This window comes from Streptomyces sp. NPDC003284, from assembly GCF_053589675.1.
The window spans coordinates 238,798-263,992 of record NZ_JBSFSI010000008.1 but is presented as its reverse complement, the minus strand read 5'-3'; the positions used below and the strand labels follow the sequence as shown (position 1 = coordinate 263,992).

The window sequence follows — 25,195 nt, the reverse complement described above, 5'->3', positions numbered from 1 at the left end:
GCCGGGGTGGGGGGCCGGGCCGCTCACAGCTCGCCCATCCGCCGGATCACCGGCGCCACGCGCTGCACACCGTGGCGGTAGGCGCCGCGGGCGGCGCGGCGGACGGTCCGCCGGACCGCTCCGGGCTCCCGGGCGGCGGCCGGTGCGCCCGGCAGCGGCGCGCCGTCGGGTCCGAGGTGGTGGCGGGCGAGGAGGCCCGGCAGATAGCCGGGCGCGGTCGCGGGGGTGTAGTAGGGGGCGAGCGGGGGCAGCGCGCCGCGCTCGCCGAGCAGGCCGGCGATCTTCTCCCGGGCCTCCTCGAAGGCACCGGCGTACGAGTCCTCGCCGCAGGCGTCCGGTCCGGCGGGCGCGCCCCCCGGGGCCACGCCCTGCCGGGCCACCCAGTCCTCCTCGGGCACCGGCCGGTGCCCGGCGTCGAGCTGGTCCCAGGAGGCGAGGCAGCCGGAGCCGGTGAAGTGGTGGTTGCCGAGCGTCTCGCGCACCCCGAGGTCGGTGAGGACGGCGGTGGGCACCCGGCGGTGCAGCGCCTCCAGGGCGGCGGTGGAACTGACCGTCACCAGCAGGTCGGTGCGGTCCAGCACCTCCCCCATGTGCCCGTAGACCAGGCGCAGGTTGGGCGGCAGCGTGAGCTTGCGCGCCAGTTTCTGGTACGGCAGTTCCTCGATGTGGGTGGTGTGCTCGCCCGGCTTGGAGCGCAGCTTGAGCAGCACCTCGCGCCCGGGGTGCAGCCGGGCGTGCCGGATCAGCCGCTCCAGCAGGTAGGCGCGGTCCCGGCGGCTCTCCGGCACGGAGGGCTGCGCGGCGAACACCACGGTGTACGGCTCGTGCGCGCCCGTGTAGGGGGCGCCGCCGAGGAAGGGCAGGGCCACCTCGGTGACCGCGGCCGCGTCGGCGCCCACCCCCTCGTAGACGGCGCGGAAACGCTCCGCGTCCTGGCGGGAGTTGGCGAGCACGAGGTCCGCGCCGTGCCGCAGCAGCAGGCCGTCGGTGAGCTTCTCGTAGACGACGCCGACATAGCCGGTGACGACCACGGGCCGCCGGGCGGCGTCCTGCCAGGTGTGCCGCAGCCCGTGCAGCACGGCCTGGACGCCGCCGCCGACGAGGGCGAGGACGAGCAGGTCGTAGGGCTCGGCGGCGGGGTCCTCCCGCACGGCGCGCAGGAACTCGGCCGCGCTCACCTCGCGGAGCGAGTCGGCGCGGACGCCGACCTCTGTCAGCTGGCGGGGGGTGGGGGTGGCACGGCCCCGCAGGAGGTAGCCGTCGAGCCGGACGGCGGCACCGGCGGGGGCGAGGCGCTGCGCGGTGAGCGCACCCCATTTCCACCGGGTGTCGGAGTCGGCGAGAACGGCGACCCGCAGGGACTTCGTTGCACTTGCTGGCACGCCGAAGACGCTAGGAAGGTATTTCTAGGTCCGGCACAACCCGAATGCAACAAACGGTTAACAGCATGCCTCCGAATGCCGAATCGGCGCCGGAGGGCGACTTCGGAAAGCCCGGTTCACGGCATCGCCACATGCCGTTCACCCCGGGGCGGCCCACCGGTCAAGACACGGTCGGGACCGGCACCCTAACGTCACACACGTGGTCAAGCTCTCCGTCATCGTGCCGTTCTACAACGTGCGGCAATACGCACCCGACACCGTGAAGAGTCTTCGTGCGAACACGCGTGACGACTTCGAATTCATACTCGTCGACGACTGTTCGAGCGACGGGACCCCGGATGTCCTCGCGCGCGCGGAACGCGAACTGCCCGGTGCGGTCCTCGTCCGGCGCGAGCGGAACGGCGGTCTGGCGACCGCGCGCAACACGGGGCTCGACCGGGCACGCGGCGAGTACGTGACGTTCCTGGACGGCGACGACTGGCTGGCCCCCGGCTACTACCCGCGGCTGCTCGCCGTGATCGAGGAACTGGGCTGCGACTTCGTCCGCGCCGACCATGTGCAGTGCACCGGGCGGGCGCGCAGCGTGCACCGGGTGCCGCACGGCCGGCGCGGGGTGGTCCTCGACCCGCGGGCGGCGATCCTGCCCGCCGACCGCACCACACCGGTCGACTACGCCTACGCGTGGGCGGGCGTCTACCACCGGCGGCTGCTGGAGCGGGGCCTGCTGCACTTCACGGACGGACTGCGCACGGCCGAGGACCGGCCGTGGATCTGGAGGCTGCACCGGGAGGCGGAGTCCTTCGCCGTCTGCGGCCTGCTGGGCGTCCACTACCGGCGGGGCGTGGCCACCTCGCTCACCCAGATCGGCGATGTGCGCCAGCTCGACTTCCTGCGCGCCTTCGACCAGGTCGTCGAGGAGACCGCCCGGGACCGGGAGGCCGACCTGCTGCTGCCCAAGGCCGTGCGCACCTACTGCGCGATCCTCGCCCACCATCTGGGCTCCGTCGAGAGGTTCGAACCGCCGGTGGCCCGGAAACTGAGATCGCTCGGCGCGCGCGCCCTGCGCCGGATGCCGCAGGGCGTCCTGGACGAGGCACTGGACTCCATGGACGTCCGGCGCGCCACCCGGCTGCGCCGGCTGCGCCGCCGCCCGGCCGCCGCGGGGGCCGCCGCGTGACCACCCGGATCTTCCTCGCCTCGACGCTGTACGGCGCCGCCACGCTCGCCGCCGCCCTCGACGCCGACTGCTTCGGACCGGCCGGCCGGCGCATCCTGCTCGTCTGCAACACCACGGCCAACCCGGAGACCACACCGTCCCTGGACGACATGCCCGGGTTCGCCCGGCTGCGCCACCGGTTCGACGAGGTGCTGTCCTGGAACGAGACGGTCTCCCCCGTCCACCCGGGCGGCTGGTCCCCGCGCCCGGACGACGTACCGCTGTGGGAGCGGCATCTGCGGCTGCTGTGGGACCTGGGGGACGACGACGTCGAGCTGGCCGTCGAGTCGATCCAGGTCGACCCGGCGCTCGCGGTCTGCCGGATCTTCACCGGCGCGCCCGTCACCGTCTACGCCGACGGCCTGATGAGCTACGGCCCCACCCGGAACAAGATCGACCCGCTGGTGGGCACCCGCATCGACCGGCTGCTCCACCTGGACCTGGTGCCGGGCCTGCGGCCGGTGCTGCTCACCGAGTTCGGTGTCGAGCCGGAGGTGATCCCCGCGGACACCTTCGTCGAGGTGCTGGCCCAGCTCGCCGACGCCGCCCCGGAGCTGCCGGAGCTGCCGGACGGACCGGCCCTGCTGCTGGGGCAGTACCTGGCCGCGCTGGACATCCTCACCGCGGAGGAGGAAGAGGCCCTGCACGTGCGGATGCTGCGGGGTGCCGTGGCGCTCGGTCACACCCGGGTCGTCTTCAAGCCGCACCCCTCCGCACCGGCCCGCTGGTCGCGGACGCTGGAGCAGGAGGCGGCGCGGCTGGGCGCCGAGCTGACGGTGCTCGACGTGCCGGTCCTCGCCGAGGTGCTGTACCAGCGGGCGCGTCCCGCGCTGGTGGTCGGCTGCTTCTCCACCGCGCTGCTCACCGCGTCCACGCTGTACGGGCTGCCGGTGGCCCGGACCGGCACCGGCATGCTGCTGGAGCGGCTGACGCCGTACGAGAACAGCAACCGGGTGCCCGTGACGATCGTCGACGCGCTGCTGCCGGACGTGGCCGACGCGGCGGCGGTGGCCGGGCAGGGGCCCGGCTCGGGGCCGGCCGCTCCGGCGGCCGTGGCGGCGCTGGCCGAACTGGTGCGGGCGGTCGCCTTCGCGATGCGGCCGAGGATCTGCCCGGGGCTGCGCGGCGACGCGGAGCGGTATCTCGCCGCCCACCCCGGCCCGCACACCCTGCGCTACTTCAAGCGCCGCCGCCTGACCGCCCTCGGGCTGCCCGGCGGGGTCCCGCGGCAACTGGCGTTCATCCCGCGCAACGCGACGGTGCGGCGGGTGGCCCGGCAGGCGCGGGCCCTGCGGCGCCGGACGGGCCGCAGGGCCTGAGCCGGTCCGCCGGGGCGGGCCGCGCGCGAGCGGGTCCGGCGGCTACGAACCGGCCAGCGACAGCTTGACCGCGAAGCCCAGGAACAGCGCGCCCGCCGCCGAGGTCGCCCCCGCCGACAGCCGCTTGCGGCGGCGGAAGGCGGCGGCCAGCCTGGTGCCGCTGAAGATCAGGGCGCTCAGATACAGGAAGCTGGCCACCTGCGCGAAGGCGCCGAGCACGACGAAGGAGAGAGCCGGGTAGGCGTAGCCCGGGTCGACGAACTGCACGAAGAAGGCGACGAAGAACAGGATCGCCTTCGGGTTGAACAGACTGACGACCAGGGCCCGGCGGAAGGGCCGCTCGTCGGCGGGGCCGCCCGCGTCCGGACCGGCCGCGGCGGTGCGCTCGCGCCGGGTGCGCCACATGGCCCAGGCGGCGCGCAGCATCCCGATCGCCAGCCAGGTGAGGTATCCGGCGCCCGCGTACTTCACGATCCCGAACAGCAGGGCGTTCCCCTTGAGCAGGGAGGCGACCCCCGCCGCCGACAGGGTCATCAGCACGGTGTCCCCGCACCAGACGCCCGCCGCCGCGGTGTACCCGGAGCGGACGCCGCGCCGGGCGGCCACCGACAGCACATAGAGCGAGTTGGGCCCGGGGAGCAGCACGATGAGGACGAGGCCCGCCAGATAGGTGGGGAGATCGATGACGCCGAACATGGCTGGAGTGTCGCACGGCAGTACGACACTCCGGGAGATGTCCCGAGGGACGAGACGGGCGGCCCCCGGCGCCCGCTCAGTACGCGTCCGGCGGCCGGTGGCTCCCCCACACCTCGCGCAGCGCGCCGCACACCTCGCCCACCGTGGCGCGCTCCCGCAGCGCCTCCTTCATGGGCGGCAGGACGTTGTCGTCGCCCTCCGCCGCCCGCTTCAGCGCGGCCAGGGCGGTGTCCACGGCCGGCTGGTCGCGGGCGGCGCGGAGCGCGGCGAGGCGCTGCGTCTGCCGGGCCTCGACGGCGGGGTCGACGCGCAGCGGCTCGTACGGTTCCTCCGCGTCGAGCCGGAAGCGGTTGACGCCGACGACCACCCGCTCCCCGGAGTCGGTCTCCCGCGCGATGCGGTACGCGTTCTGCTCGATCTCGCCCTTCTGGTAGCCGCGTTCGATCGCGGCGACCGCCCCGCCCAGCTCCTCGACCCGGTCCATCAGGAGCCGGGCGGCCGCCTCGATGCCGTCGGTCATCCGCTCGACGGCGTAGGACCCGGCGAAGGGGTCGACGGTCGCGGTCACATCGGTCTCGTACGCCAGGACCTGCTGTGTCCGCAGCGCCAGCCGCGCGGAGGTGTCCGTGGGCAGCGCGAGGGCCTCGTCGAAGGCGTTGGTGTGCAGCGACTGCGTGCCGCCGAGGACGGCCGCCAGGCCCTGCACGGCCACCCGGACGAGGTTGACCTCGGGCTGCTGCGCGGTCAGCGCCACCCCCGCCGTCTGCGTGTGGAACCGCAGCATCCACGACTTCGGGTCCCGCGCGCCGAAGCCCTCCCGCATCACGCGCGCCCAGATCCGGCGCGCGGCACGGAACTTGGCGACCTCCTCCAGGAGTGTCGTGCGGGCCACGAAGAAGAAGGACAGGCGCGGCGCGAAGTCGTCCACGTCCATGCCCGCCGCGAGCGCCGTGCGCACGTACGCGATGCCGTCCGCCAGCGTGAACGCGATCTCCTGCGCGGGCGAGGCCCCCGCCTCCGCCATGTGGTAGCCCGAGATCGAGATGGTGTTCCACCGCGGCAGCTCCGCCCGGCAGTACCGGAAGACGTCCGCGGTCAGCCGCAGCGACGGCTCGGGCGGGAAGATGTACGTGCCCCGCGCGATGTACTCCTTGAGCACGTCGTTCTGGACCGTCCCCGTCAGCTTCTCCGCCGCCACCCCCTGCTCCTCCGCGACCAGTTGGTACATCAGGAGCAGCGGCGCCGCCGGTGCGTTGATCGTCATCGACGTCGACACCCGGTCCAGCGGGATCCCGGCGAAGAGCACCCGCATGTCCTCCACCGAGTCGACCGCCACCCCCACCCGGCCCACCTCTCCCCGCGCGAGGGGGGCGTCCGAGTCGTGGCCCATCTGCGTGGGCAGGTCGAACGCCACCGACAGGCCCGTCGTACCGTGCGCGATCAACCGCCGGTAGCGGGCGTTGGACTCGGCGGCGGTGCCGAACCCGGCGTACTGCCGCATCGTCCAGGGGCGGCCCGTGTACATCGACGGGTACACGCCCCGCGTGAACGGGTATCCGCCCGGCTCCCCCAGCTCGGCCGCCGGGTCCCATCCCGCCAGCGCGTCCGGGCCGTACACCGGCTCGATGGGCAGACCCGACTCCGACTCGCGTGCCATGGCGTGCCTCCGTGCGCTCCGTTTCCTTCCGTTTCCTTCCGTTCCCCTGTTTCCCACCTTGCGCCGTGGTTCGCCACCGGGCGCGGGTGGAAAGACTGTCCGGTGGAGTGCCGCGGCCCACGGCGGCGGGCACCGCACACACCGGGGAGACAGCGGGGGGCCGTATGCGCAGCGGGGGCATCAGGAGGGCGGCGGCGGGTGTGGCCGCGGCCGGGGCGCTGGCCGGGGTGTTCGGCTGCACACCGGCCGAGCAGGGGTCCGGCGCGGACGGACAGCACCGCTCGCCCGTGCACATCGAGGTCCCGTCCGCCCGGCCCGCCGACGGCGGCGCGGGCGGTAAGGACAGCAAGGACAGCCAGGGGGCCCACCGGAGCGGCGGCGGCAGCGACGGGAAGGCCCGCGCGTCCGACGGCGGGCCCCAGGCCACGACCGGTTCCACCGGGTCCACGGGCGCCACCGCATCGGCTGGGTCGGCGGGTTCCGGCGGGAGGACGCGGCCGGTGCCCGCCCCGCGGACCGACGCCCCCGTGCTGTGGTCGCTCGGCGACAGCGGCCTCGCCGTACGGAGGCTCCAGGCGCGGCTGCGCCAGGTCGGCTGGCTCGCCGAGGGGCCCACCGGGACGTACGGCGACGCCACGGAGCAGGCCGTGCGCGGCTTCCAGGGCAAGCGGGGACTGCCGGTCACCGGCCGCGCCGACACCGTCACCTGGCAGCGGCTGCGGGCGATGACGCACGAGCCGGGGCAGTGGGAGCTGTATCTGATGGGCGGCCAGCCGGCCGGGGCGCCGGACGCGCGCTGTCTGACCGGCCGGGTGCTGTGCATCGACAAGACGACCAGGACGCTGCGCTGGATGATCGACGGGCGGACGGTGTCGACGATGGCGGTGCGGTTCGGCACCGAGGCCACGCCCACCCGGGACGGTGTGTTCAAGGTCTACTGGAAGTCACGCCACCATGTGTCGACGATCTACCACTCCCCCATGCCGTACGCGATGTTCTTCAGCGGCGGGCAGGCGGTGCACTACTCGTCGGACTTCGCGGCCCGGGGCTACGCCGGTGGTTCGCACGGCTGCGTCAACGTACGGGACGAGGCCGCCATCGCGCAGTTGTTCGCCCAGGTGAAGGAGGGCGACAAGGTCGTCGTGCACTGGTGAGGCGGCCCCAGGGGATTCGTGGCGCGGGCGGGACCGGGGGAACGTGCCCCGCCCGCGCCGATGCACGAGCCGCGGGTACGGGGGGAACCCCGGCTCTGTGCGAGGGCCGATGACCAGTCGGCCTTACTCACTACTGCGCCGGGGCGGTCAAAAACGTCACACCCTGCGGGGAGAATTTTTCCCGCATCGGTGAAACCGCTGGTCAGCGCGTTGCGAGCGGGGCAGCCGAGGCGGACGGTGCCGTCTCGCCCAGGGGCGGCGCCGCGGTGGCCGGGCGGGTCACGACGTCACGGCGCGGCTGATCGCCGCCCTGGTGGCCGCCGGGACGGCCGCTGCCGGGGTGACCGCCGTGCGGGATCCCGCCGCCGGGGCGGCCGCCGGTGCCCTCGGCGTGACCGCCGTCGTCGTCACCGCCGCGCCCCTGGTGACCGCCCGAGCCGCCTTTCCCGCCGCTTCCCCCCTTGCCCCCCTTGCCTCCGGCGCCCTCTTTGCCCCCCTTGCTGCCTTTGCCGCCTTTGCCGCCCTCATTGCCCTGGCCGCCGCCCTTGGCTCCGGTGCCGCCGTTGCCGTTGCCGTCCCGGCCGCCCTGTCCGGTGCCACGGCCCTCGGCCGCCTTCAGCACGCCCTTGCAGTACGTCCAGGCCCGCGCCGGACCGCCGGCCGCCCCGTCCAGCACATGCCGTCGGCCGGTGTCCAGGGACTTGCCGTCCCGCAGGTCGCGGCAGGCGGCGAACAGCCGGCCCCAGCCGCCGCCCGAGCGGCCCCGGTCGCCGTCGTGCCCGGCGGCGGAGCCCGGTGCGGTGCCGTCGTCGCCGGTGTCCTCGGCGCCGCCCGTGGCGGAACCGGCCGGGGCGCCGGGCGTGGCCGGTCCGTGGGGCTGCCCCGGCCCGACGGCGGTGGCGCCGGTGCCGGTGCCGGACGGCGAGGACGTGGGGCGGGCGGGGGCGGCCGGTGCGGGGGCGGACGCGGCGGGCGCGGGTTCGTCGCCGCCGAACGGGGTCGGCAGCACCCCGGTCGTGGCCGCCGCGACCCCGCCGAGCGCGCCCGCGGCCAGGGTGGCGGTCAGCGCCAGCCGGACGGGGCGGCCCAGGCGCGGGCCGGGGCGCCGGGGACGCCCGGTGCGGGCGCCGTGCCCCGGGGCGGCTCCGTGCGCGGCGATCCGGACGAGTCCGGCGTCGGTGGCCGAGGGCCCGGCGGGCGCGACGGATTCCGCGGCGGCCGCCGCCCGTTCGGCGCGGACCTTGCGGAAGGCGGCCAGGGCGGCGGCCTCGCCGGGCAGCTCGGCGGGTGGCTGGACGGGTGCCTGGGCGGGGTGGACGACGGATTCCGCGGCGAGCGCGTCCAGGGCGCGGGCGAGGCGTTCGGCCTGGTCACGGACGGTAACGTCGACGGTGTCCAGCGGCTCCCCGCGGAGCAGGCGCTCCGCGCTGTCACTGTCCAGCCATCGGTACTGCTCGTCGGCCATCACATGTCCTTCTGCGTCCGGGCGCGCGTATGCGTCACACCGGCGGACGTCACCGCGCGTCCCCGCGGTTCTCTCGGGGGCGGCATCGCGCCGAGCACGCCGACGGATTCCGCATCGCCGCCGAGCAGTTCGGCGAGGCGTCTGAGACCGCGGTGCGCGGCGGTGCGGACGGCGCCCGGCCGCTTGCCGAGCGTCTCGGCGGCGGTCTTGGCGTCCAGGCCCACCACCACGCGCAGCACCACCGCCTCGGCCTGGTCCTGGGGGAGCTGGGCGATCAGGGCCAGGGCGCTGCCGGTGGTGAGGGACTCGATGGCCTCGTCCGCGGTGTCGGACTCGGCGGCCCGTCCGGTGAGTTCCGTTTCGTCGCCGCCTATGGCGGGGCGACGGCCCCGCATACGGATGTGGTCGAGCGCGCGGTTGCGGGCGATCCGGGCGGCCCAGCCGCGGAACCGGTCGGCGTCCCCGCTGAACCGCTCCAGGTCGCGCGCGATCTGGAGCCAGGACTCGGACGCCACGTCCTCGGCGTCGGGTTCACCGACCAGTGTGCGCAGATATCCGAGCAGGCGCGGGTGCACGGCGCGGTACACAGTCCGGAACGCGGTCTCGTCCCCGGTCTGCGCCGCAAGCACCGCGGCGGTCAGCTCCGCGTCGTCCCCCAGCACCCCGTGGTTCCTCGCTAGATCGAGCAGGATCGTCGCGGCAACGAGGCCGTCGAACTGTGCGGTGATCATGCATCTTCCGCGCCCGGCGCGAAAGGCACGTTACGGCCTGAAACCGCCTGTCGTCCACGACCGTACAACGTGCAACCAATTCCTCCGAGAGCGAGGTGTGACAGAAAACGCACTCATGGCGCTGTAGGGAGTACGGGCCGCCGCGCGGCCCGTGCCGCGCGACGGCCGGGGTCTCTCCTGTGGGGGGTGGCGGCCCCGGCCGTTGCCTCGGCACAGCGGCCCGGGAACCCGGTCCGAACTCCCTCTTCGTCAGCGGCGACGCGGTCGCCAGTCGTCGCGGCGCCGGGTCCTGGCCGGGCGCCGGACCCCTTGTTCCCAGGTCGCCCGGAAGGCGGCGAGCGCGCGCCGCTCGGCCTCGGCGCCGTCCGCCGGCCGCGCGCGCAGGGCGGCGGCGAGCAGGGTCTCGGGAGGCGTACCGGCGGGGCCGGGCGGACCCGCCGCGCCGGGGCCGCCGCGTACACGATGGCCGAAACCGCTCTCGCTCCGCTGTTCGCCCATGTCCGGGTCCGTCCGTCCTGTCCGGGTCCGCCGGGCGGACCCACCGCACGGCCGTCCGCGCGGTCCGCCGGTGCCGTTCACTCCGACTCCCCCAGCGGCCGCGGGCCGTCCGCCGTCACACCCGGCGCCCCGAGCCGGGCGGCGAGCCGTTTCAGCCCGCGGTGGGCGGCGGTGCGCACGGCCCCGGGCCGCTTGCCGAGGACGCGGGCGGCGGCGGGGCCGTCGAGACCGACGACGACCCGCAGCAGTACGGCCTCCGCCTGGTCGCGGGGCAGGGAGCGCACCAGTTCGAGGGCCCACTGGGTGGAGAGCGACTCCAGCGCCTGCTCGTGGGTGTCCTGCGGGGCGATGAGGGCCTCCGCGTCGGCGTCCTCCAGGGCCGTCGACCGGGGGCGTGCCCGGCGGCGGCGCAGGTGGTCCAGGGCGCGGTGGCGGGCGATGGTCGCCGTCCAGCCCCGGAATCCGGCCCCGTCGCCCTGGAACCGGCCCAGGTCCCGGGCGATCTCCAGCCAGGCGTCGGAGGCCACGTCCTCGGCCTCCGCGCCGACGATCCCGCGCAGATAGCCGAGCAGGCCGGGCTGCACGATCCGGTACGCGACCGCGAACGCGCTCTCGTCGCCCTGCTGGGCCCGCGCGACCGCCGCGCCCAGTTCCCCGTCGGTCGCCCGCGCGCGACGGGGCTCCCCTGCCTGGCCCAACACTGTCCCCGTAAGTGGCGAGTGCGAAGCGGGCCCGGCCGGGCCCGCCGTGTCACAGGACGGGCCGTGCCGTACGGCCCATGGTCATCAGCGCCGGGCCCCGCGGAAGTGTCACAGCCCGGCCGCCGGGCGGCCCGGCTGGGTCAGCCGCGGCCGCGGGCCCGGCGCGAGAGGGCCGCCCGCAGCACCCGGCGCCCCTCCGTGGCCACGTCCCGGGCCCCGCGCAGCCCGGCGGCACCATGTCCGGCGAGGAGTTCCAGGACGGTGATCTGGCGGCGCAGTTCGGCCGCGACCAGCGGGGACAGTCCCTGGAGGCGGCCGCCGTCCGGGCCGGGCGCCCGCCGCACGGCGTCCAGGTCCCGCGGACCGGCCGGGTCCGGCGCGCTGTCCTCGGGCCGGTCGAGGAGCCGGTGGATCCGCAGCGAGGCCACCGAGCAGGCGTCGGCCCACTCCCGTACGGCGGCCCCGGCGGCGCGGCCCGCCGGGGCCCCGTCCAGCATGCGGCGGGCCAGCAGCGCCGCCTCGTCCCCAGGGGCGCCGGGCACCGCGGCGGCGAGGGCGGTACGGGCCCGTTCCAGCGGGCGGCCCCAGTCGCCGCCCTCGTCCGTGAGCGCTCCCCACAGCGGGCGCAGCACGTCGTCGGCCTCGGTGTCGGCGCCGCCCAGCAGCGGAACGCACCGATCCAAACAGGCCAGTCCGCTGGCGGCGAGGCCGCGTTCGTCCGCCCGCACGATCAGTTCCACCAGGCTCATCCACGCCTCCCCCCGGCAGGGCCCCACCCCCTGCGCCAGGCCGCACCGTCCGGTGTCACGGGCGGCCGTCCGCAGTGTCACACGCCCCTCAGCCGCCGTCGAGAGCCGGTGCGGAACAAAAGATTTCGGCCATACTCCCGGACGCGGCGCCCGGCGGTCCGCCGGATACGCGGCGGATGAGCGGCGGGTACGCGGCGGGTGCGCGGCGGGCTCAGCCCAGCCGGTCCGCCAGGGCCCTGAACTCCGTCCAGGACAGGGCGGGCCGCGCCGGGTCCCAGAGCTTCTGCGCGGTGGCCCGCAGCGGCATCCGGATCCCGGCGGCCACCTGCTGCGGGGTCTGCGAGGAGGCCAGGTCGCACCAGACGGCGAAGACACCGCCGAGGATCTGGGAGTCGTAGCGGGCGGGCACGGCCTCGGTGCCGCGCAGCACGCGCGGCGTCCACTGCTCGTAGATCCGCTGCCCGGTCGGGTAGACGAAGGTCTGCGGCTGGCCGAGGACGTAGTACAGGAACTCGTCGTTGTAGTTGATCACCCGGCGCCCGGCGGCCAGGTACTCGGCCGGCTGCCGCGCCCCCAGCTCCTTGCCGGTCCAGTAGGCGACCTCGACGGTGCCGGACGGCCGCACCGAACCGCTGCGGTAGAAGCCGTCGTTCCAGGCGCGCACGGTCCGGCCGCGGACGGCGGCGGCGCGGTCGTTCAGCCAGCCGGTCGTCAGGTCGGCGACCGTGCCGCCCGCGCCGTGGGCCCGGCGCGCGGCGGCGGCCAGCTGCGGGTAGGACGCCTCGGGGCTGCGCACGGTCAGCGCCTGGTACTCGTCGCCGCCCAGGTTCCACAGGCCGCCGGGGAAGACCTCCGCGAACTCGCCGAGCAGGTCGTCCACGATCCGGGCCGCGCCGTCCTGCGAGATGTCGATCGCGCCCTTGGTCACCGTGCCCTGCGCGGTGCGCAGCCGGAGGCCGGGGTGGGCGGCGAGCACGGCGCCCAGATGGCCGGGCGAGTCGATCTCGGGCACGACCGTGATGTGCCGGCTCGCGGCGAGGGCGACGAGCTGCCGGACCTGCGCCTTGGTGAGGTGGTCCGGGGAGACGACCTCCGGGTGCGTGTCGGACTGGATGCGGAAGGACTGGTCGTCGGAGAAGTGCAGGCCCAGCTCGTTGTACTTCAGGTCGCCCAGTTCCCGTATGCGGTCCGCGATCCAGTCCGCCGGGAACGGCTTGCGCGCGATGTCCAGCATGAAGCCCCGCCGGGGCTTGGCGGGCGCGTCCGCGACGGTGCCCTCCGGGGCGGTGCCGCCCGCGTGCACCTCCTGCTTCAGGGTCCGGGTGCCGTAGAAGACGCCCGCGTCGCCCGGCCCGCTGACGGTGACGCGCCCCTCGCGCACGGTCATCGTGTACGACTCCGGGTTGCCGTCCGTGCCGCCGCCCAGCTCCAGGCGCACGTCGCCCGTCCGGACGTCGTCGCGCTCGCCCGCGTACGCCAGTCCCAGCTCACCGGCGATCAGCCGGCCCTCGTCGGCCAGGGACGGGGCGCCGATCACCACCCGCTCGCCGCGCGCCGGACGCCAGCCCGGACCGCGGGCCGCGGTGTGCGAGCGGACCGCCGGGATGGTGCGCGGCGCCTGCGAGAGGGGATAGGTCCGGGCCGGGCTGGGCGCGGCCGGGCCCGGGGAGGAGGCGCCGGGCGTGGCGCGCGCCGCGTCCGGCGGGCCGTCGCCGCCGCCCGAGGCCCACACACCGAGGCCGACGCCGAGTCCGACCGTGACCGCGAACGCCCCGCCCACCAAGACCCACCGGCGCCGCGGCGCGGGGGCCGCGGCACGTCGCCGCCTGTGCTGACTCACCCGGCCAACCTACGGGTCCGGGCCGCTCCGCAGGTCCACACACGGCGCCCAAACTCTCCCGTCCGGGTGAATTCCGGGCAGCGGCCGGACACATCCGGGCCGCTGCCGATAACGTGACCGCACGACTCACGGCAGTACCTGCCGACTCATCCGGAACGCCCGTCACCCGGGCGCCCGTTCCCACGCCGAGGACCCACGCTGCGCGCGCAGACCCTGGAGCAGTTCAACACCGCCCCGCCCGACGAGGCCCGCCGCACCCTCCTGGCCTGCCTGCGCAGCCCGCGCTGGGCCCACCGTGTCACCGCCCACCGCCCCTACCCCGATCTGCCCGCCCTGCTGGCGGCGGCGGACGAGGCGGCCTACGACCTGGGTCCGGCCGATCTGGCGGAGGCCCTGGCGGCGGAGCCGCTGCCCGTCCTGCCCGAGGGCATATACCTGGCCGCCTCCACCGCGCTGAGCGCCGCCTACGCGGCCTACGACGCCAGATTCGGACACAAGTTCGTCATCTGCCTGGACGACGCCGCTCCCGGGGAGGCCCTGAACCGGGTGCTGGCGGCGATCCGGTCACGATTGACCAACGATCCCGAGGAGGAACGGGTCATCGCCGCGGACGAGCTGCGGCGCCTGGCCCGGGGGCGGCTGCTGCGCGCCGCCCGGTGCCCCGCGGCGGCGCCCGCCGGGGCCGCACCGGTGCCCGGCCCGCCCCCGCACGGCCGCGCCCGGCAGTCCGCGCACCACGCCCCGCCCGTGGCCGCCCCGCACTGAGCCGTCCGTGCCCCTTTGCGTGCCAGTTTGATCACACCGGCAGGCCCGCTGTCAGCACCGCTCGCACACGTCGCTACGATGCTGGGGGCCGGTGGACCGTACCCGGCCGGGCCCGACCGACAGTGAAGCCGGCGCGGCCCTAGTCCCCGCTCCCGGAGGGTTCTTCCGTGCCGGCTGGAACGCTGTACCGCGGACGGGAAGGAATGTGGTCCTGGGTGGCTCACCGAGTCACCGGCGTCCTCATCTTCTTCTTCCTGTTCGTTCATGTGCTGGACACCGCGCTCGTCCGCGTGTCTCCCGAGGACTACGACAAGGTCGTGTCCACGTACAAGACCCCGATCGTCGCGTGCCTGGAGTACGGCCTCGTCGCCGCCATCCTCTTCCACGCGCTCAACGGTCTCCGTGTCATCGCCGTCGACTTCTGGGCCAAGGGCGCCCGCTACCAGAAGCAGATGCTCTGGACCGTCGTCGGCGTCTGGGTCGTGCTCATGCTCGGGGCCGTCTACCCCGTCCTGGGCCACGCCGCTCGAGTCGTCTTCGGGAGCTGACGCGCATGTCCACCACTGAAACCACCGCTTCCGGCGTCGGCCCGGTCGAGGGCGCCTCCTACAACGTCGACAACCCGGCGCCGCTCATCGAGGCCCCGCGCAAGCGCACCAAGAAGACCCCGAAGTCGACCCGGGGCAACTTCGAGCTGTACGGCTGGCTCTTCATGCGGCTGTCCGGCGTCGTCCTGGTCGTCCTGGTCATCGGCCACCTGCTCATCCAGCTCGTGCTGGACGGCGGTGTCTCCAAGGTCGGCTTCGCGTTCGTCGCGGGCCGCTGGGCCTCGCCCTGGTGGCAGGTCTGGGACCTGCTGATGCTGTGGCTGGCCATGCTGCACGGCTGCAACGGCCTGCGTACCGTCATCAACGACTACGCGGAGCGCGCGAACACGCGGCTGTGGCTGAAGGGCCTGCTCTACACCGCCACGGTGTGGACCATCCTGCTGGGCACGCTGGTGATCTTCACCTTCGACCCGAACATCCGCTAGGCACGGGGCTGAGGTAATCCACTCATGAAGATCCACAAGTACGACACCGTCATCGTCGGCGCCGGCGGCGCCGGTATGCGCGCCGCCATCGAGTCGACCAAGCGCAGCCGCACCGCCGTGCTGACCAAGCTCTACCCCACCCGCTCCCACACGGGCGCCGCGCAGGGCGGCATGGCCGCCGCGCTGGCCAACGTGGAGGAGGACAACTGGGAGTGGCACACCTTCGACACGATCAAGGGCGGTGACTACCTGGTCGACCAGGACGCCGCCGAGATCCTGGCGAAGGAGGCCATCGACTCGGTCCTCGACCTGGAGAAGATGGGCCTGCCGTTCAACCGGACGCCCGACGGGACGATCGACCAGCGCCGCTTCGGCGGTCACTCCCGCAACCACGGCGAGGCCCCGGTCCGCCGCTCCTGCTACGCGGCCGACCGCACCGGCCACATGATCCTCCAGACGCTCTACCAGAACTGTGTCAAGGAGGGCGTGGAGTTCTTCAACGAGTTCTACGTCCTGGACCAGCTGCTGACCGAGGTCGACGGCGTCAAGCGCTCGGCCGGCGTGGTGGCGTACGAGCTGGCGACCGGTGAGATCCACGTCTTCCAGGCGAAGTCCGTGATCTACGCCTCCGGCGGCACCGGCAAGTTCTTCAGGGTGACCTCCAACGCGCACACGCTCACCGGTGACGGCCAGGCCGCCGTCTACCGCCGCGGGCTGCCGCTGGAGGACATGGAGTTCTTCCAGTTCCACCCGACCGGCATCTGGCGCATGGGCATCCTGCTGACGGAGGGCGCCCGCGGTGAGGGCGGCATCCTGCGCAACAAGGACGGCGAGCGCTTCATGGAGAAGTACGCTCCCGTCATGAAGGACCTGGCGTCCCGCGACGTCGTGTCCCGCTCCATCTACACGGAGATCCGCGAGGGCCGCGGCTGCGGTCCCGAGGGCGACCACGTCTACCTCGACCTCACGCACCTGCCGCCGGAGCAGCTGGACGCCAAGCTGCCCGACATCACCGAGTTCGCGCGGACCTACCTCGGCATCGAGCCCTACACGGACCCGATCCCGATCCAGCCCACCGCGCACTACGCGATGGGCGGCATCCCGACCAACGTCGAGGGTGAGGTCCTGGCGGACAACACCACCGTCGTGCCGGGCCTGTACGCGGCCGGCGAGGTCGCGTGCGTCTCCGTGCACGGCGCCAACCGCCTGGGCACCAACTCGCTGCTGGACATCAACGTCTTCGGCCGCCGGGCCGGCATCGCCGCCGCCGAGTACGCCGACGGCGCGGACTTCGTGGCGCTGCCCGAGGACCCGGAGAGCCAGGTCGTCGAGCAGATCGAGCGGCTGCGCTCCTCCACGGGCACCGAGCGGGTGGCCACCATCCGCCGCGAGCTCCAGGAGACCATGGACGCCAACGTCATGGTGTTCCGCACCGAGCAGACGATCAAGACGGCGGTCGAGAAGATCGCCGAGCTGCGCGCGCGCTACAAGAACGTGTCCATCCAGGACAAGGGCAAGCGGTTCAACACCGACCTCCTGGAGGCCATCGAGCTGGGCAACCTGCTGGACCTGGCCGAGGTCATGGCGGTCTCCGCCCTGGCCCGCAAGGAGTCCCGCGGCGGTCACTACCGCGAGGACTACCCGAACCGCGACGACGTCAACTTCATGCGCCACACCATGGCGTACCGCGAGGTCGGCGCCGACGGGTCCGAATCCATCCGTCTCGACTACAAGCCGGTCGTCCAGACCCGCTACCAGCCGATGGAGCGTAAGTACTGATGGCAACCCCTGTTCTGGACAAGGCGGACGCGGCCGGGCAGCCCGAGCCGGGTTTCGCCGACTCCCCCTACATCACCGTCACCTTCCGGATCCGCCGGTTCAACCCGGAGGTCTCGGCGGAGTCGGTCTGGGAAGACTTCCAGCTGGAGATCGACCCCAAGGAGCGGGTCCTCGACGGCCTGCACAAGATCAAGTGGGATGTCGACGGCACGCTGACGTTCCGCCGCTCCTGCGCGCACGGCATCTGCGGCTCGGACGCCATGCGGATCAACGGCAAGAACCGTCTGGCCTGCAAGACGCTGATCAAGGACATCAACCCCGAGAAGCCGATCACGGTCGAGCCCATCAAGGGCCTGACAGTCCTCAAGGACCTGGTCGTCGACATGGAGCCGTTCTTCCAGGCGTACCGGGACGTGATGCCCTTCCTGATCACGAAGGACACCAACGAGCCCACGCGTGAGCGGCTCCAGTCGGCCGAGGACCGGGCGCGCTTCGACGACACGACGAAGTGCATCCTGTGCGCGGCCTGCACCTCCTCCTGCCCGGTGTTCTGGAACGACGGCCAGTACTTCGGTCCGGCCGCCATCGTCAACGCCCACCGCTTCATCTTCGACTCGCGTGACGAGGCGGGCGAGCAGCGCCTGGAGATCCTGAACGACAAGGACGGCGTCTGGCGCTGCCGCACCACCTTCAACTGCACCGACGCCTGCCCGCGCGGCATCGAGGTGACGAAGGCGATCGCGGAGGTCAAGCGGGCGCTGATCACCCGGCGCTTCTGAGTCGTCCGCCGTCCGGTACGCCCCGCGGCGGCCGGTCCGGTACCGAGGGCCCCGCTCCGTCCTGGAGCGGGGCCCTCGGCGTGTCTGCGCCGGGCGGGTGACCTCGCGGGCCGCCGTGCGGGGTGGACGCGGGGGCGGGCGGCCGGGCCGTACCTAACCTGATCACATGTCAGATGACGAGTCGTACGAGCTGCTCGGGTTCGACAACGTGCTGCTGGCCGTGGGTGATCTCGACGAGGCCGCGGCCTTCTACGGGCGGGCCGGGTTCACGGTGGCCTTCCGGCTGGACGAGGCGGGGATCGCCCTGCTGAAGGTCGGCGGGGAGACCCCGGGGATCCTGCTGCGCCGTCAGGAGGCGCTCGGGCACCGGCCGCCGCCCTGGCACACCCCGCGGCTGTGGCTGGAGGTCCCGGACGCCCGCGCGGCGGCCCGCGCGCTGGCGGCGGCCGGGATCGAGCCGCTGGACGAGCCGGCGGCGCAGGCGACCGGCTGGACCGTGGAGATCGCCGACCCCTGGGGCAACGTCCTCGGTCTCACCGACTACACCAAGCGCCCGGAGCTGGGCCGCAGGCCCTGAGCGGCCGGGCGCCGACGGCGCGCGGGCACTGGCTAGGCTCTGTCCGTGTCCGAGAAGAAGAGCCCCGGCGGCAAGAGCGAGACCAGCGGCGCGGGCCCGGCCCCGAGCAAGTCCGAGCAGACCCGCGCCCTCATCCTGGAGACGGCCATGCGCCTGTTCCAGGAGCGCGGCTACGACCGGACGACGATGCGGGCCATCGCGCAGGAGGCCGGGGTCTCGGTCGGCAACGCGTACTACTACTTCGCGGGCAAGGAACACCTGATCCAGGGCTTCTACGACCGGATCGCCGCCGAGCACCGGGAGGCGGTGCGCGAGGTCCTGGCGCGCGAGACGGGCCTCCAGGCGCGGCTGGCGGGGGTGCTGAAGGCATGGCTCGACATCGCCACGCCCTACCACGAGTTCGCGGTGCAGTTCTTCAAGAACGCCGCCGATCCCGACAGTCCGCTCAGCCCGTTCTCCCCGGAGTCCGAGCACGCGCGCGTGGAGGCCGTCAGCGTCCACAAGGAGGTGCTGTACGGGGCGCGGACCAGGGTGCCGGCGGAGCTGCGCGAGGTGCTGCCCGAGCTGATGTGGCTGGCCCAGATGGGCCTGGTCCTGTACTGGGTGTTCGACCGCACCGAGGGCCGTGAGCGCAGCTACCGGCTGGCCGAGCGCGGTGCCCGGCTCACCGCGCGGGGGGTGTCGCTGGCCCGGTTCCGGGCGCTGCGTCCGCTCGTGCTCGATGTGCACGAGCTGTTCACGGACTTCCTGCCGGGGATGACGAAGGCGCTGCCGGATCCGTCGGCCAGGGCCCGCAGGCGGGCGTGAGGCCCGCCGGGCGGCGGGCCGTCACGCGGGCGCGGGTCAGATCCAGGTGAGCTTCCACAGGCGGAAGACGCCCGTGCCGTCCGAGAGGTACTGGCCGCCGCCGACGTCCTCGGTGGTGACGACGTACTCCTTCTGCTGCCACAGCGGGACCAGCGGGACGTCCTCGGCCACCTTCGCCTGGAGGTTGCGGAAGTCGGTGGCCGCGCGGCTGCGGTCGGTGTACTGCTGGCTGTCGGAGACGAGTGCGTCGACGGCCTTGTTGCTGTAGCCGGTGTTCATGCTGCTGCCGGTGCCGACGAGCGGGCCGCCGAAGGTGTCCGGGTCGGGGTAGTCGGCGACCCAGCCGACCGCCCAGGCGTCGAGCTTGCCGGAGGTGTACCGCTTCTGGAAGTCGGTCCACTCGTAGCCCTTGACGTCGACCTTGAACAGGCCGCTCGCCTCCAGCTGCTTCTTGATCTCCGCGGCTTCCTGGGCGCCCTGGCCGCGGCCCTCGCCGTAGCCGTAGGTGAAGCGCACCGGGGTGGAGACGCCCGCGTCCGTCAGCAGCTGGCGGGCCTTCTTGGTGCTCTGGGCCGGGTAGGAGTCGAAGAAGGACGTGGTGTGTCCGGTGATGCCGGCCGGGACCAGGGAGTACAGCGCGTCGACCGTGCCGTCGTAGACGGAGGTGACGAGCTGCTCGCGGTTGACCAGCCAGGCGATGGCGCGGCGGACCCGGGCGTCGTGCAGCGGCGAGGAGTCGTGCGTGTTGAGGTACAGGTTGCGGGTCTCGGCGCTGTCGGACACCGACACGCGCTGCTTGGGGTCGCTGGGGTTCAGCCCGGCGAGCACCTTCGGGGTCAGCGTGCGGGTGGCGACGTCGACCTGCTTGTCCTCCCACGCCTTGTCGAGCGCGGTGCCCTCGGTGAAGTAGCGCACCTGGACCGGCTTGGCGGAGCCGCTGATGGCGCCCTTGTAGGAGCCGTTGGGCTTCAGCTCGGCGCTCTTGTCCTTGCTGTAGCCGGTCAGCCGGTAGGGGCCGGTGCCGTCGGCGTCGTTCCCGGTGCGCAGCGAGTCCAGCGCGTAGCGGGTGTGGTCGACGATGGAGCCGGCGCCGGTGGCGGCCTTCAGCGGGAAGGTGGTGTCGGGCTTGGAGAGGTGGAAGGTGACGGTCATGCCGTCGGCCTCCACCGAGCCCAGGGTGGAGAACAGGGAGGACGGGCCGACCTGGGAGTTGATCTTCTTGACCCGGTCGAAGGAGTACTTGACGTCCTCGGCGGTCATCGTCCGGCCGCTGGGGAACTTGAGCCCCTCGCGGACCGTGCAGCGGTAGGTGCGCGAACCGCCGCCGGTGAAGCCGCAGTCCTTGGCGGCGTCCGGCACCGGCTGGGTGCCGCCGGGCTCGAAGGTCAGCAGTGACTGGAAGACGTTGCTGTACAGGGCCCAGGAACCGGCGTCGTAGGCACCGGCCGGGTCCAGCGAGGTGACGGCGTCCGTGGTGCCCAGGGTGATCGCCTTGCCCTTGTCACCCTGTGACGGCAGGAGTTGCCAGCCGCCCACGCCGACCACCGCCAGAACCAGCAGTGTCAGCAGAATCCGCATGCGAACCGACCGCATCGGTGATGCCCTCCCCAGGCCCTTCGCGAGCCGCCGTGCATATGCCACACCCCGTAGGGCCGCGCACACATAATCACACGACGTTCACCTTGGGGAAGAGGTTCCAGGAAGGGATGAAAAGACGTTATGAAGAAGTGTTGTCGCTTTGTTTCACAGGATGTCCTCAGGCGCCCCTCAGATGGCGATGAATGTACGTTTTACTCCTTTTCATCCGTTCTTCCGGGATGAAAGGTGATACGCCACACACCTGGACGCCCGTCCCGGTTCCGGACGGAACGTCAGCCGCCCGGTCCGCCGTACCCGTTATGACATCCGGCGCAGTGCGCGCAGCCCGCGCAACCCGAGGCCCCCGATGACCGTCCCCCATACGAAGGAGACGACCGCCAACGCCAGGTGGACCCAGAAGTACGCCGTCGGATGACCGTCGTCGAACGCGAGCCCGCTGCTGTCCTTGACGAGATTCTTGACGAAAGTGATCCAGATGACCCAGCTCCACACCCCGAAGGCGAGCAGGAACCAGGAGACGGGGCGGCTGAGCTTCATACCCTCAGTATCGCTGCCGGGTGTCCGGGGCCGGGGGCGGGGTACGGCCGGGGACGGGCCCCGGGACAGGGCCGCGATGGACACGACAGGTACGTTTCCGACCGTGCCCGCACCCGCCAGGACCGTCCGCCGCTCGCTGCTGGTCGCCTCCGCCGCCCTGCTGTCCCTCTCCGTCACCGCGCCCGCCGCGCTCGCCGCACCCGCCCCCACGGCCACTCCCCCGGCGCACATGTCCGGCGTGGGCGGTGCCCGGCTGGCCCAGCCCGGCACCCAGGTCGCCCTGGCCCCCGGGGTGCCCGCCCTGCCCAAGGAGCTGACCGCGCGCTCCTGGATCGTCGCCGACGCCGAGTCCGGGCAGGTGCTCGCCGCGCACAACGCGCACTGGCGGCTGCCCCCGGCCAGCACCCTGAAGATGCTCTTCGCCGACACCGTGCTGCCGAAGTTCCCCAGGACCCAGACGCACAAGGTCGCCCCGAGCGACCTGGCCGGGATGGGCGAGGGCTCCAGCCTGGTCGGGATCAAGGAGAACGAGACCTACTCCGTCCACGACCTGTGGCTGGGCGTCTTCCTGCGCTCCGGCAACGACGCCGTGCACGTGCTGTCCGCCATGAACAGCGGCGTGGCCCGGACCGTCGAGGACATGAACGCGCACGCCCAGGACCTCCAGGCGCTGGACACGCACGTGGTGAGCCCGGACGGCTACGACGCCCCCGGCCAGGTCTCCTCGGCCTACGACCTCACCCTGTTCGCCCGCTCCGGGCTCCAGAAGAAGGACTTCCGGGAGTACTGCTCGACCGTGCGCGCCGCCTTCCCCGGCGAGACGAAGAAGGACAAGAACAAGAAGGGGAAGACCTCCCGGGACTCCTTCGAGATCCAGAACACCAACCGGCTGCTCGCCGGTGACGCCGGGCTGTCCGTCTACCCGGGCATCGCGGGCGTGAAGAACGGCTACACCACCAACGCGGGCAACACCTTCACCGGCGTCGCCGAGCGCGACGGCAGGGTGCTGCTCGTGACGGTGATGAACCCGCAGAGCAGCGTGCACGACGAGGTCTACCGGGAGACCGGCCGGCTCTTCGACTGGGGTTTCAAGGCGGCCGGCAAGGTGCAGCCGGTGGGCACCCTGGTACGGCCCAGGAGCGCCCAGGCGGCCGGTGCGCAGCCGGACCCGAGCGCCCCGGCCGGCGGCACGCGGGGCACGGCGAGGACCGCGAGCGCCGCCGGGAGCGGCTCCGGCGGCATGGGGATCGCGCTGGGCATCACCGGCGGGGTGCTGGTGCTGCTGGCGGCCGGTGCCTTCCTGGTCAACCGGCGCTGGCCGCTGCCGGAGCTCATGCGGCGCCGTCCGCGCCCCTGAGCCGTCCGCCGGGCCGCTCGGCCGCCTCGTCGCCGCGGCCGTCCGCGCCGCCGGTCCCCGGACCGGCGGCGTCCCCGTCCGCCTCCGCCGCGCTGCCGGTCGCGGTCCAGGCCGAGCAGTACAGCACCAGCTTGGCCGTGAAGTTGATCCACAGCAGCAGCGCGACCGGGACCCCGAACGCGCCGTACATGCTCTTCGCCGCCACCCCCTGGATATAGCCGCTGAGCAGCAGCTTCAGCAGCTCGAAGCCGACCGCGCCGAGCAGCGCGGCGACCACCAGACGGTGGCGCGGCGGCTCGACGCCGGGCAGCAGGGTCAGGACGTACAGGAGCACCAGGAAGTCGGCGAGCACCGCGACGGCGAACGCGATGACCCGCAGGACCACGCTGCCCGCGCCGTCCTCGCCCAGGCCCACCGCGCGCGAGGTCCAGCCGACGGCGGCCGAGGCGACGGTGGAGACGGCGAGCGTGATCAGCACCGCGCCGCCGAAGCCCACCAGGATCCCCGCGTCCTGGACCTTGCTCACCACCGGGTTCTTCTCCGGGTCCGGCAGCTCCCAGACGGCGCGCAGGCAGTCGCGCATCTGGCCGACCCAGCCCATGCCGGTGAAGAGCAGGGCGGCACCGGCGATGATCCCGACGGTGCCCGCGTTCTGCGCCAGCGTGGTGATGTGCAGCTGGTCGCCCAGGCCCGGGAACTGCTGGGCGATCTTGCTCTCCATGGTGTGCTGCTGCCGGGTGCTGAGGGTGGCGGCGCCGATCGCGGCGGCCAGGGTCAGCAGCGGGAACAGCGCGATGAAGCTGACGAACGTCATGGCGGCGGCGAGCCGGGTCCATTTGACCCGGTCCAGACGTTCGTACGACCGCCACGCGTGCGTCTGCATCAGACGTGTCAGCCACGGGCCGATCACGGGGAGGTTCTTCAGCCAGTCCATGATCGGACTTGTGCCCGCTCAGGCGCCGCGTCAACACCGCGTTTCTACGACAGAACGCCCATAAGCGGACGATACAGTCGTCTGCCGTGAAGATTGCCCCCGGCGCGGTCCCCCGTCCCGCCTCCCGTCCCGCCCGTTCCCTGGCCCGGCTGGTGCCCCGGCTCACCGATCCGGGTCCCGGCCGGCTGCCGCGCTCCGTGCTGGTGCTCGGCGGCACCTCCGAGATCGCGCTGGCCACCGTGCGGCGGCTGATCGCGCGCCGCACCCGCACGGTGTGGCTGGCGGGCCGGTCCGCGCCCGCCCTGGACGCGGAGGCGGCCCGGCTGCGGGCGCTGGGCGCCGAGGTGCGCACGGTCGCCTTCGACGCGCTCGACTGCGGCGCGCACGAGAGCGTGCTCGGCAAGGTGTTCGCCGAGGGCCCCGTCGACCTGGTGCTGCTGGCCTTCGGCGTCCTGGGCGACCAGGCGTACGACGAGCGGGAGCCGCTGAACGCGGTGCACGTCGCCCAGACCAACTACTCCGGCGCGGTCTCGGCGTCCCTGGTGGCCGCGCGCGCCCTCCAGAACCAGGGGCACGGCTCTCTCGCCGTCCTCTCCGCGGCCGCCGCCGAACGGGCCCGCCGCACCGACTTCATCTACGGCTCCAGCAAGGCGGGCCTGGACACCTTCACCCAGGGCCTAGGCGACGCGCTGTACGGGACGGGCGTGCACGTGATGCTCGTACGCCCCGCGTTCGTGACGTCCCGGGCCACGGCGGGCCGCGCGGTGCCGCCGCTGGCGAGCACGCCGGGCGAGGTCGCCACCGCCGTCGAACTGGGCCTGCGGCGGCACTCGGAGACCGTATGGGTGCCGGGCGCGCTGCGGGTGGTCACGACGGCGCTGCGGCATCTGCCGCGCGGGCTGTACCGGCGGCTGCCGCTGTAGCGGGGCAGGCGGGAAGGTAGCGACAGCCCCTAGCGGGCGGGCAGGGTGCCGCGGTCGACGGGGGCCGCCTGCGGGGGCACCACCGCGCGGCCGCCGAAGGAGAACTCCCGCAGCTTGCGCCACACCCCGTCGGGGCCCTGCTCGTGCAGCGCGAAACCGGTGCACGTCCAGGCGGCCTCGTACCCGGCCAGCTCCGCGAAGGCGCGGTCCATCGCGGCCTCGTCGATGCCGTGCGCGACCGTGACGTGCGGGTGGTAGGGGAACTGGAGTTCGCGGGCCACCGGCCCGGAGGCGTCCCGGACCCGCTCCTGGAGCCGGGCGCACGCCTCGGCGCCCTCGACGACCCGGACGTACACCACCGGCGACAGCGGCCGGAAGGTGTCGGTGCCGGACAGCCGCATCGGGAAGGACCGCCCGGCCGCCGCCACCTCGGTCAGATGGGCCTCGACGGCCGGGAGCGCGGCCCGGTCGACCTCGGTCGGCGGGAGCAGGGTGACATGCGTGGGGATGCCGTGAGCCGCGGCGTCGCCGAAGCCCGCGCGCCGCTCCTGGAGCAGGCTGCCGTGGGGCTCCGGGACCGCGATCGACACACCGATCGTTACGGTCCCCACGTCGTCTCCTGTCGTCGTGCCGATGTGGTCTCTGCTCTGCTGTCCGTGCCGTCCCCGCGGGCGAGGGCCGGGCGGGCCCGTGCCGT

25 protein-coding genes are annotated in these 25,195 nt (G+C 73.5%); 12 read left to right on the top strand and 13 right to left on the bottom strand.

Features of this window, described 5'->3' with window-relative positions; all coding sequences use genetic code 11:
- Positions 1-23: 23 nt before the first annotated feature.
- Complete coding sequence (locus ACWDYF_RS19575) at positions 24-1,382, bottom strand: DUF6716 putative glycosyltransferase (protein WP_389469735.1); 1,359 nt, start codon at positions 1,380-1,382, stop codon at positions 24-26.
- Between the two features lie 199 nt (positions 1,383-1,581).
- On the opposite strand from ACWDYF_RS19575, the gene ACWDYF_RS19570 reads away from it, so the two are divergent.
- A complete protein-coding gene (locus ACWDYF_RS19570; RefSeq protein ID WP_381736628.1) occupies positions 1,582-2,559 on the top strand; it encodes a glycosyltransferase family 2 protein in 978 nt (325 codons plus the stop codon).
- Positions 2,556-3,917, top strand: coding sequence for a polysialyltransferase family glycosyltransferase (locus ACWDYF_RS19565; protein ID WP_389469738.1), 1,362 nt, complete (start codon positions 2,556-2,558; stop codon positions 3,915-3,917). The genes ACWDYF_RS19570 and ACWDYF_RS19565 overlap by 4 nt, the downstream gene beginning before the upstream one ends.
- A 42-nt stretch (positions 3,918-3,959) precedes the next feature.
- On the opposite strand, the gene leuE is transcribed toward ACWDYF_RS19565, so the two are convergent.
- Both leuE and ACWDYF_RS19555 read right to left on the bottom strand, forming a co-directional pair.
- Positions 3,960-4,613 carry a leucine efflux protein LeuE gene (gene leuE, locus ACWDYF_RS19560; protein ID WP_381736630.1) on the bottom strand — a complete coding sequence of 218 codons (654 nt, stop codon included), beginning with the start codon at positions 4,611-4,613 and terminating at the stop codon, positions 3,960-3,962.
- A 76-nt stretch (positions 4,614-4,689) separates the two neighbouring features.
- Positions 4,690-6,270: an acyl-CoA mutase large subunit family protein gene (locus tag ACWDYF_RS19555; RefSeq protein ID WP_389469742.1), complete on the bottom strand. Its 1,581-nt coding sequence runs from the start codon at positions 6,268-6,270 to the stop codon at positions 4,690-4,692.
- 164 nt (positions 6,271-6,434) lie between these two features.
- Between ACWDYF_RS19555 and ACWDYF_RS19550 the strand changes: the two genes are divergently transcribed.
- The gene (locus ACWDYF_RS19550; RefSeq protein WP_389469745.1) at positions 6,435-7,424 is read left to right on the top strand and encodes a L,D-transpeptidase family protein; all 990 of its coding nucleotides are present in this window, start codon (positions 6,435-6,437) and stop codon (positions 7,422-7,424) included.
- 202 nt (positions 7,425-7,626) lie between these two features.
- Here the strand turns inward: ACWDYF_RS19550 and ACWDYF_RS19545 are convergent, their stop codons facing one another.
- The 6 genes from ACWDYF_RS19545 to ACWDYF_RS19520 all read right to left on the bottom strand — a co-directional run bounded on the left by ACWDYF_RS19545 (position 7,627) and on the right by ACWDYF_RS19520 (position 13,408).
- The gene (locus ACWDYF_RS19545) at positions 7,627-8,889 is read right to left on the bottom strand and encodes an extensin (RefSeq protein ID WP_389469747.1); all 1,263 of its coding nucleotides are present in this window, start codon (positions 8,887-8,889) and stop codon (positions 7,627-7,629) included.
- Positions 8,889-9,551 carry an RNA polymerase sigma factor gene (locus ACWDYF_RS19540; protein WP_018564959.1) on the bottom strand — a complete coding sequence of 221 codons (663 nt, stop codon included), beginning with the start codon at positions 9,549-9,551 and terminating at the stop codon, positions 8,889-8,891. The genes ACWDYF_RS19545 and ACWDYF_RS19540 overlap by 1 nt, the downstream gene beginning before the upstream one ends.
- A 318-nt stretch (positions 9,552-9,869) precedes the next feature.
- On the bottom strand, positions 9,870-10,118 hold the full coding sequence (locus tag ACWDYF_RS19535; protein WP_389469749.1) for a hypothetical protein: 249 nt from the start codon (positions 10,116-10,118) through the stop codon (positions 9,870-9,872).
- Positions 10,119-10,195: 77 nt separating this feature from the next.
- Positions 10,196-10,816, bottom strand: coding sequence for an RNA polymerase sigma factor (locus tag ACWDYF_RS19530; protein ID WP_381736635.1), 621 nt, complete (start codon positions 10,814-10,816; stop codon positions 10,196-10,198).
- A gap of 143 nt (positions 10,817-10,959) precedes the next feature.
- A complete protein-coding gene (locus ACWDYF_RS19525; protein WP_381736636.1) occupies positions 10,960-11,568 on the bottom strand; it encodes a hypothetical protein in 609 nt (202 codons plus the stop codon).
- A gap of 211 nt (positions 11,569-11,779) precedes the next feature.
- Positions 11,780-13,408, bottom strand: a complete 1,629-nt coding sequence (locus ACWDYF_RS19520; RefSeq protein ID WP_389469754.1) for a beta-N-acetylhexosaminidase — start codon at positions 13,406-13,408, stop codon at positions 11,780-11,782.
- Positions 13,409-13,606: 198 nt separating this feature from the next.
- On the opposite strand from ACWDYF_RS19520, the gene ACWDYF_RS19515 reads away from it, so the two are divergent.
- The 7 genes from ACWDYF_RS19515 (at position 13,607) to ACWDYF_RS19485 (ending at position 19,148) form a co-directional block, all read left to right on the top strand.
- Positions 13,607-14,173, top strand: coding sequence for a 2-oxo-4-hydroxy-4-carboxy-5-ureidoimidazoline decarboxylase (locus ACWDYF_RS19515; RefSeq protein WP_389469855.1), 567 nt, complete (start codon positions 13,607-13,609; stop codon positions 14,171-14,173).
- Positions 14,174-14,340: 167 nt separating this feature from the next.
- Positions 14,341-14,721 (top strand): succinate dehydrogenase, cytochrome b556 subunit, encoded by a 381-nt coding sequence (gene sdhC, locus ACWDYF_RS19510; protein ID WP_078509667.1) that lies wholly within the window; start codon positions 14,341-14,343, stop codon positions 14,719-14,721.
- Between the two features lie 5 nt (positions 14,722-14,726).
- A complete protein-coding gene (locus ACWDYF_RS19505; protein WP_037887867.1) occupies positions 14,727-15,206 on the top strand; it encodes a succinate dehydrogenase hydrophobic membrane anchor subunit in 480 nt (159 codons plus the stop codon).
- A 24-nt stretch (positions 15,207-15,230) separates the two neighbouring features.
- Positions 15,231-16,985: a succinate dehydrogenase flavoprotein subunit gene (gene sdhA / locus ACWDYF_RS19500; protein ID WP_018564950.1), complete on the top strand. Its 1,755-nt coding sequence runs from the start codon at positions 15,231-15,233 to the stop codon at positions 16,983-16,985.
- Entirely contained in the window at positions 16,985-17,764 is a 780-nt protein-coding gene (locus ACWDYF_RS19495) for a succinate dehydrogenase iron-sulfur subunit (protein ID WP_018564949.1), read from the top strand. The genes sdhA and ACWDYF_RS19495 overlap by 1 nt, the downstream gene beginning before the upstream one ends.
- A gap of 166 nt (positions 17,765-17,930) precedes the next feature.
- Entirely contained in the window at positions 17,931-18,341 is a 411-nt protein-coding gene (locus tag ACWDYF_RS19490) for a VOC family protein (protein WP_381736638.1), read from the top strand.
- A gap of 147 nt (positions 18,342-18,488) precedes the next feature.
- Positions 18,489-19,148: a TetR/AcrR family transcriptional regulator gene (locus ACWDYF_RS19485; protein ID WP_389469857.1), complete on the top strand. Its 660-nt coding sequence runs from the start codon at positions 18,489-18,491 to the stop codon at positions 19,146-19,148.
- Between the two features lie 36 nt (positions 19,149-19,184).
- Here ACWDYF_RS19485 and ACWDYF_RS19480 read toward each other — a convergent pair whose 3' ends face one another.
- A complete protein-coding gene (locus ACWDYF_RS19480; protein WP_381736639.1) occupies positions 19,185-20,726 on the bottom strand; it encodes an ABC transporter substrate-binding protein in 1,542 nt (513 codons plus the stop codon).
- A 318-nt stretch (positions 20,727-21,044) separates the two neighbouring features.
- Positions 21,045-21,284: an SCO4848 family membrane protein gene (locus ACWDYF_RS19475; protein WP_018564945.1), complete on the bottom strand. Its 240-nt coding sequence runs from the start codon at positions 21,282-21,284 to the stop codon at positions 21,045-21,047.
- A gap of 103 nt (positions 21,285-21,387) precedes the next feature.
- On the opposite strand from ACWDYF_RS19475, the gene ACWDYF_RS19470 reads away from it, so the two are divergent.
- Entirely contained in the window at positions 21,388-22,641 is a 1,254-nt protein-coding gene (locus ACWDYF_RS19470) for a D-alanyl-D-alanine carboxypeptidase family protein (protein WP_389469760.1), read from the top strand.
- On the opposite strand, the gene ACWDYF_RS19465 is transcribed toward ACWDYF_RS19470, so the two are convergent.
- Positions 22,616-23,575, bottom strand: a complete 960-nt coding sequence (locus ACWDYF_RS19465) for a YihY/virulence factor BrkB family protein (RefSeq protein ID WP_389469763.1) — start codon at positions 23,573-23,575, stop codon at positions 22,616-22,618. The two genes, ACWDYF_RS19470 and ACWDYF_RS19465, sit on opposite strands and share 26 nt — an antisense overlap.
- Before the next feature lie 140 nt (positions 23,576-23,715).
- Here ACWDYF_RS19465 and ACWDYF_RS19460 point away from each other — a divergent pair, with 140 nt between their 5' ends.
- The gene (locus ACWDYF_RS19460) at positions 23,716-24,498 is read left to right on the top strand and encodes an SDR family NAD(P)-dependent oxidoreductase (protein WP_381736845.1); all 783 of its coding nucleotides are present in this window, start codon (positions 23,716-23,718) and stop codon (positions 24,496-24,498) included.
- Between the two features lie 29 nt (positions 24,499-24,527).
- Here ACWDYF_RS19460 and ACWDYF_RS19455 read toward each other — a convergent pair whose 3' ends face one another.
- Positions 24,528-25,109, bottom strand: a complete 582-nt coding sequence (locus ACWDYF_RS19455; protein ID WP_026252044.1) for a 2'-5' RNA ligase family protein — start codon at positions 25,107-25,109, stop codon at positions 24,528-24,530.
- Between the last annotated feature and the right edge of the window lie 86 nt (positions 25,110-25,195).

Coding starts and splice junctions, on each gene's coding strand:
- ACWDYF_RS19495 (WP_018564949.1), top strand. CDS start 16,985: ATGGCAACCCCTGTTCTGGACAAGGCGGACGCGGCCGGGCAGCCCGAG.
- leuE (WP_381736630.1), bottom strand. CDS start 4,613: ATGTTCGGCGTCATCGATCTCCCCACCTATCTGGCGGGCCTCGTCCTC.
- sdhA (WP_018564950.1), top strand. CDS start 15,231: ATGAAGATCCACAAGTACGACACCGTCATCGTCGGCGCCGGCGGCGCC.
- ACWDYF_RS19505 (WP_037887867.1), top strand. CDS start 14,727: ATGTCCACCACTGAAACCACCGCTTCCGGCGTCGGCCCGGTCGAGGGC.
- ACWDYF_RS19525 (WP_381736636.1), bottom strand. CDS start 11,568: ATGAGCCTGGTGGAACTGATCGTGCGGGCGGACGAACGCGGCCTCGCC.
- ACWDYF_RS19550 (WP_389469745.1), top strand. CDS start 6,435: ATGCGCAGCGGGGGCATCAGGAGGGCGGCGGCGGGTGTGGCCGCGGCC.
- ACWDYF_RS19465 (WP_389469763.1), bottom strand. CDS start 23,575: ATGGACTGGCTGAAGAACCTCCCCGTGATCGGCCCGTGGCTGACACGT.
- ACWDYF_RS19480 (WP_381736639.1), bottom strand. CDS start 20,726: ATGCGGATTCTGCTGACACTGCTGGTTCTGGCGGTGGTCGGCGTGGGC.
- ACWDYF_RS19485 (WP_389469857.1), top strand. CDS start 18,489: ATGCGCCTGTTCCAGGAGCGCGGCTACGACCGGACGACGATGCGGGCC.
- ACWDYF_RS19490 (WP_381736638.1), top strand. CDS start 17,931: ATGTCAGATGACGAGTCGTACGAGCTGCTCGGGTTCGACAACGTGCTG.
- ACWDYF_RS19555 (WP_389469742.1), bottom strand. CDS start 6,270: ATGGCACGCGAGTCGGAGTCGGGTCTGCCCATCGAGCCGGTGTACGGC.
- ACWDYF_RS19545 (WP_389469747.1), bottom strand. CDS start 8,889: ATGGCCGACGAGCAGTACCGATGGCTGGACAGTGACAGCGCGGAGCGC.
- ACWDYF_RS19535 (WP_389469749.1), bottom strand. CDS start 10,118: ATGGGCGAACAGCGGAGCGAGAGCGGTTTCGGCCATCGTGTACGCGGC.
- ACWDYF_RS19475 (WP_018564945.1), bottom strand. CDS start 21,284: ATGAAGCTCAGCCGCCCCGTCTCCTGGTTCCTGCTCGCCTTCGGGGTG.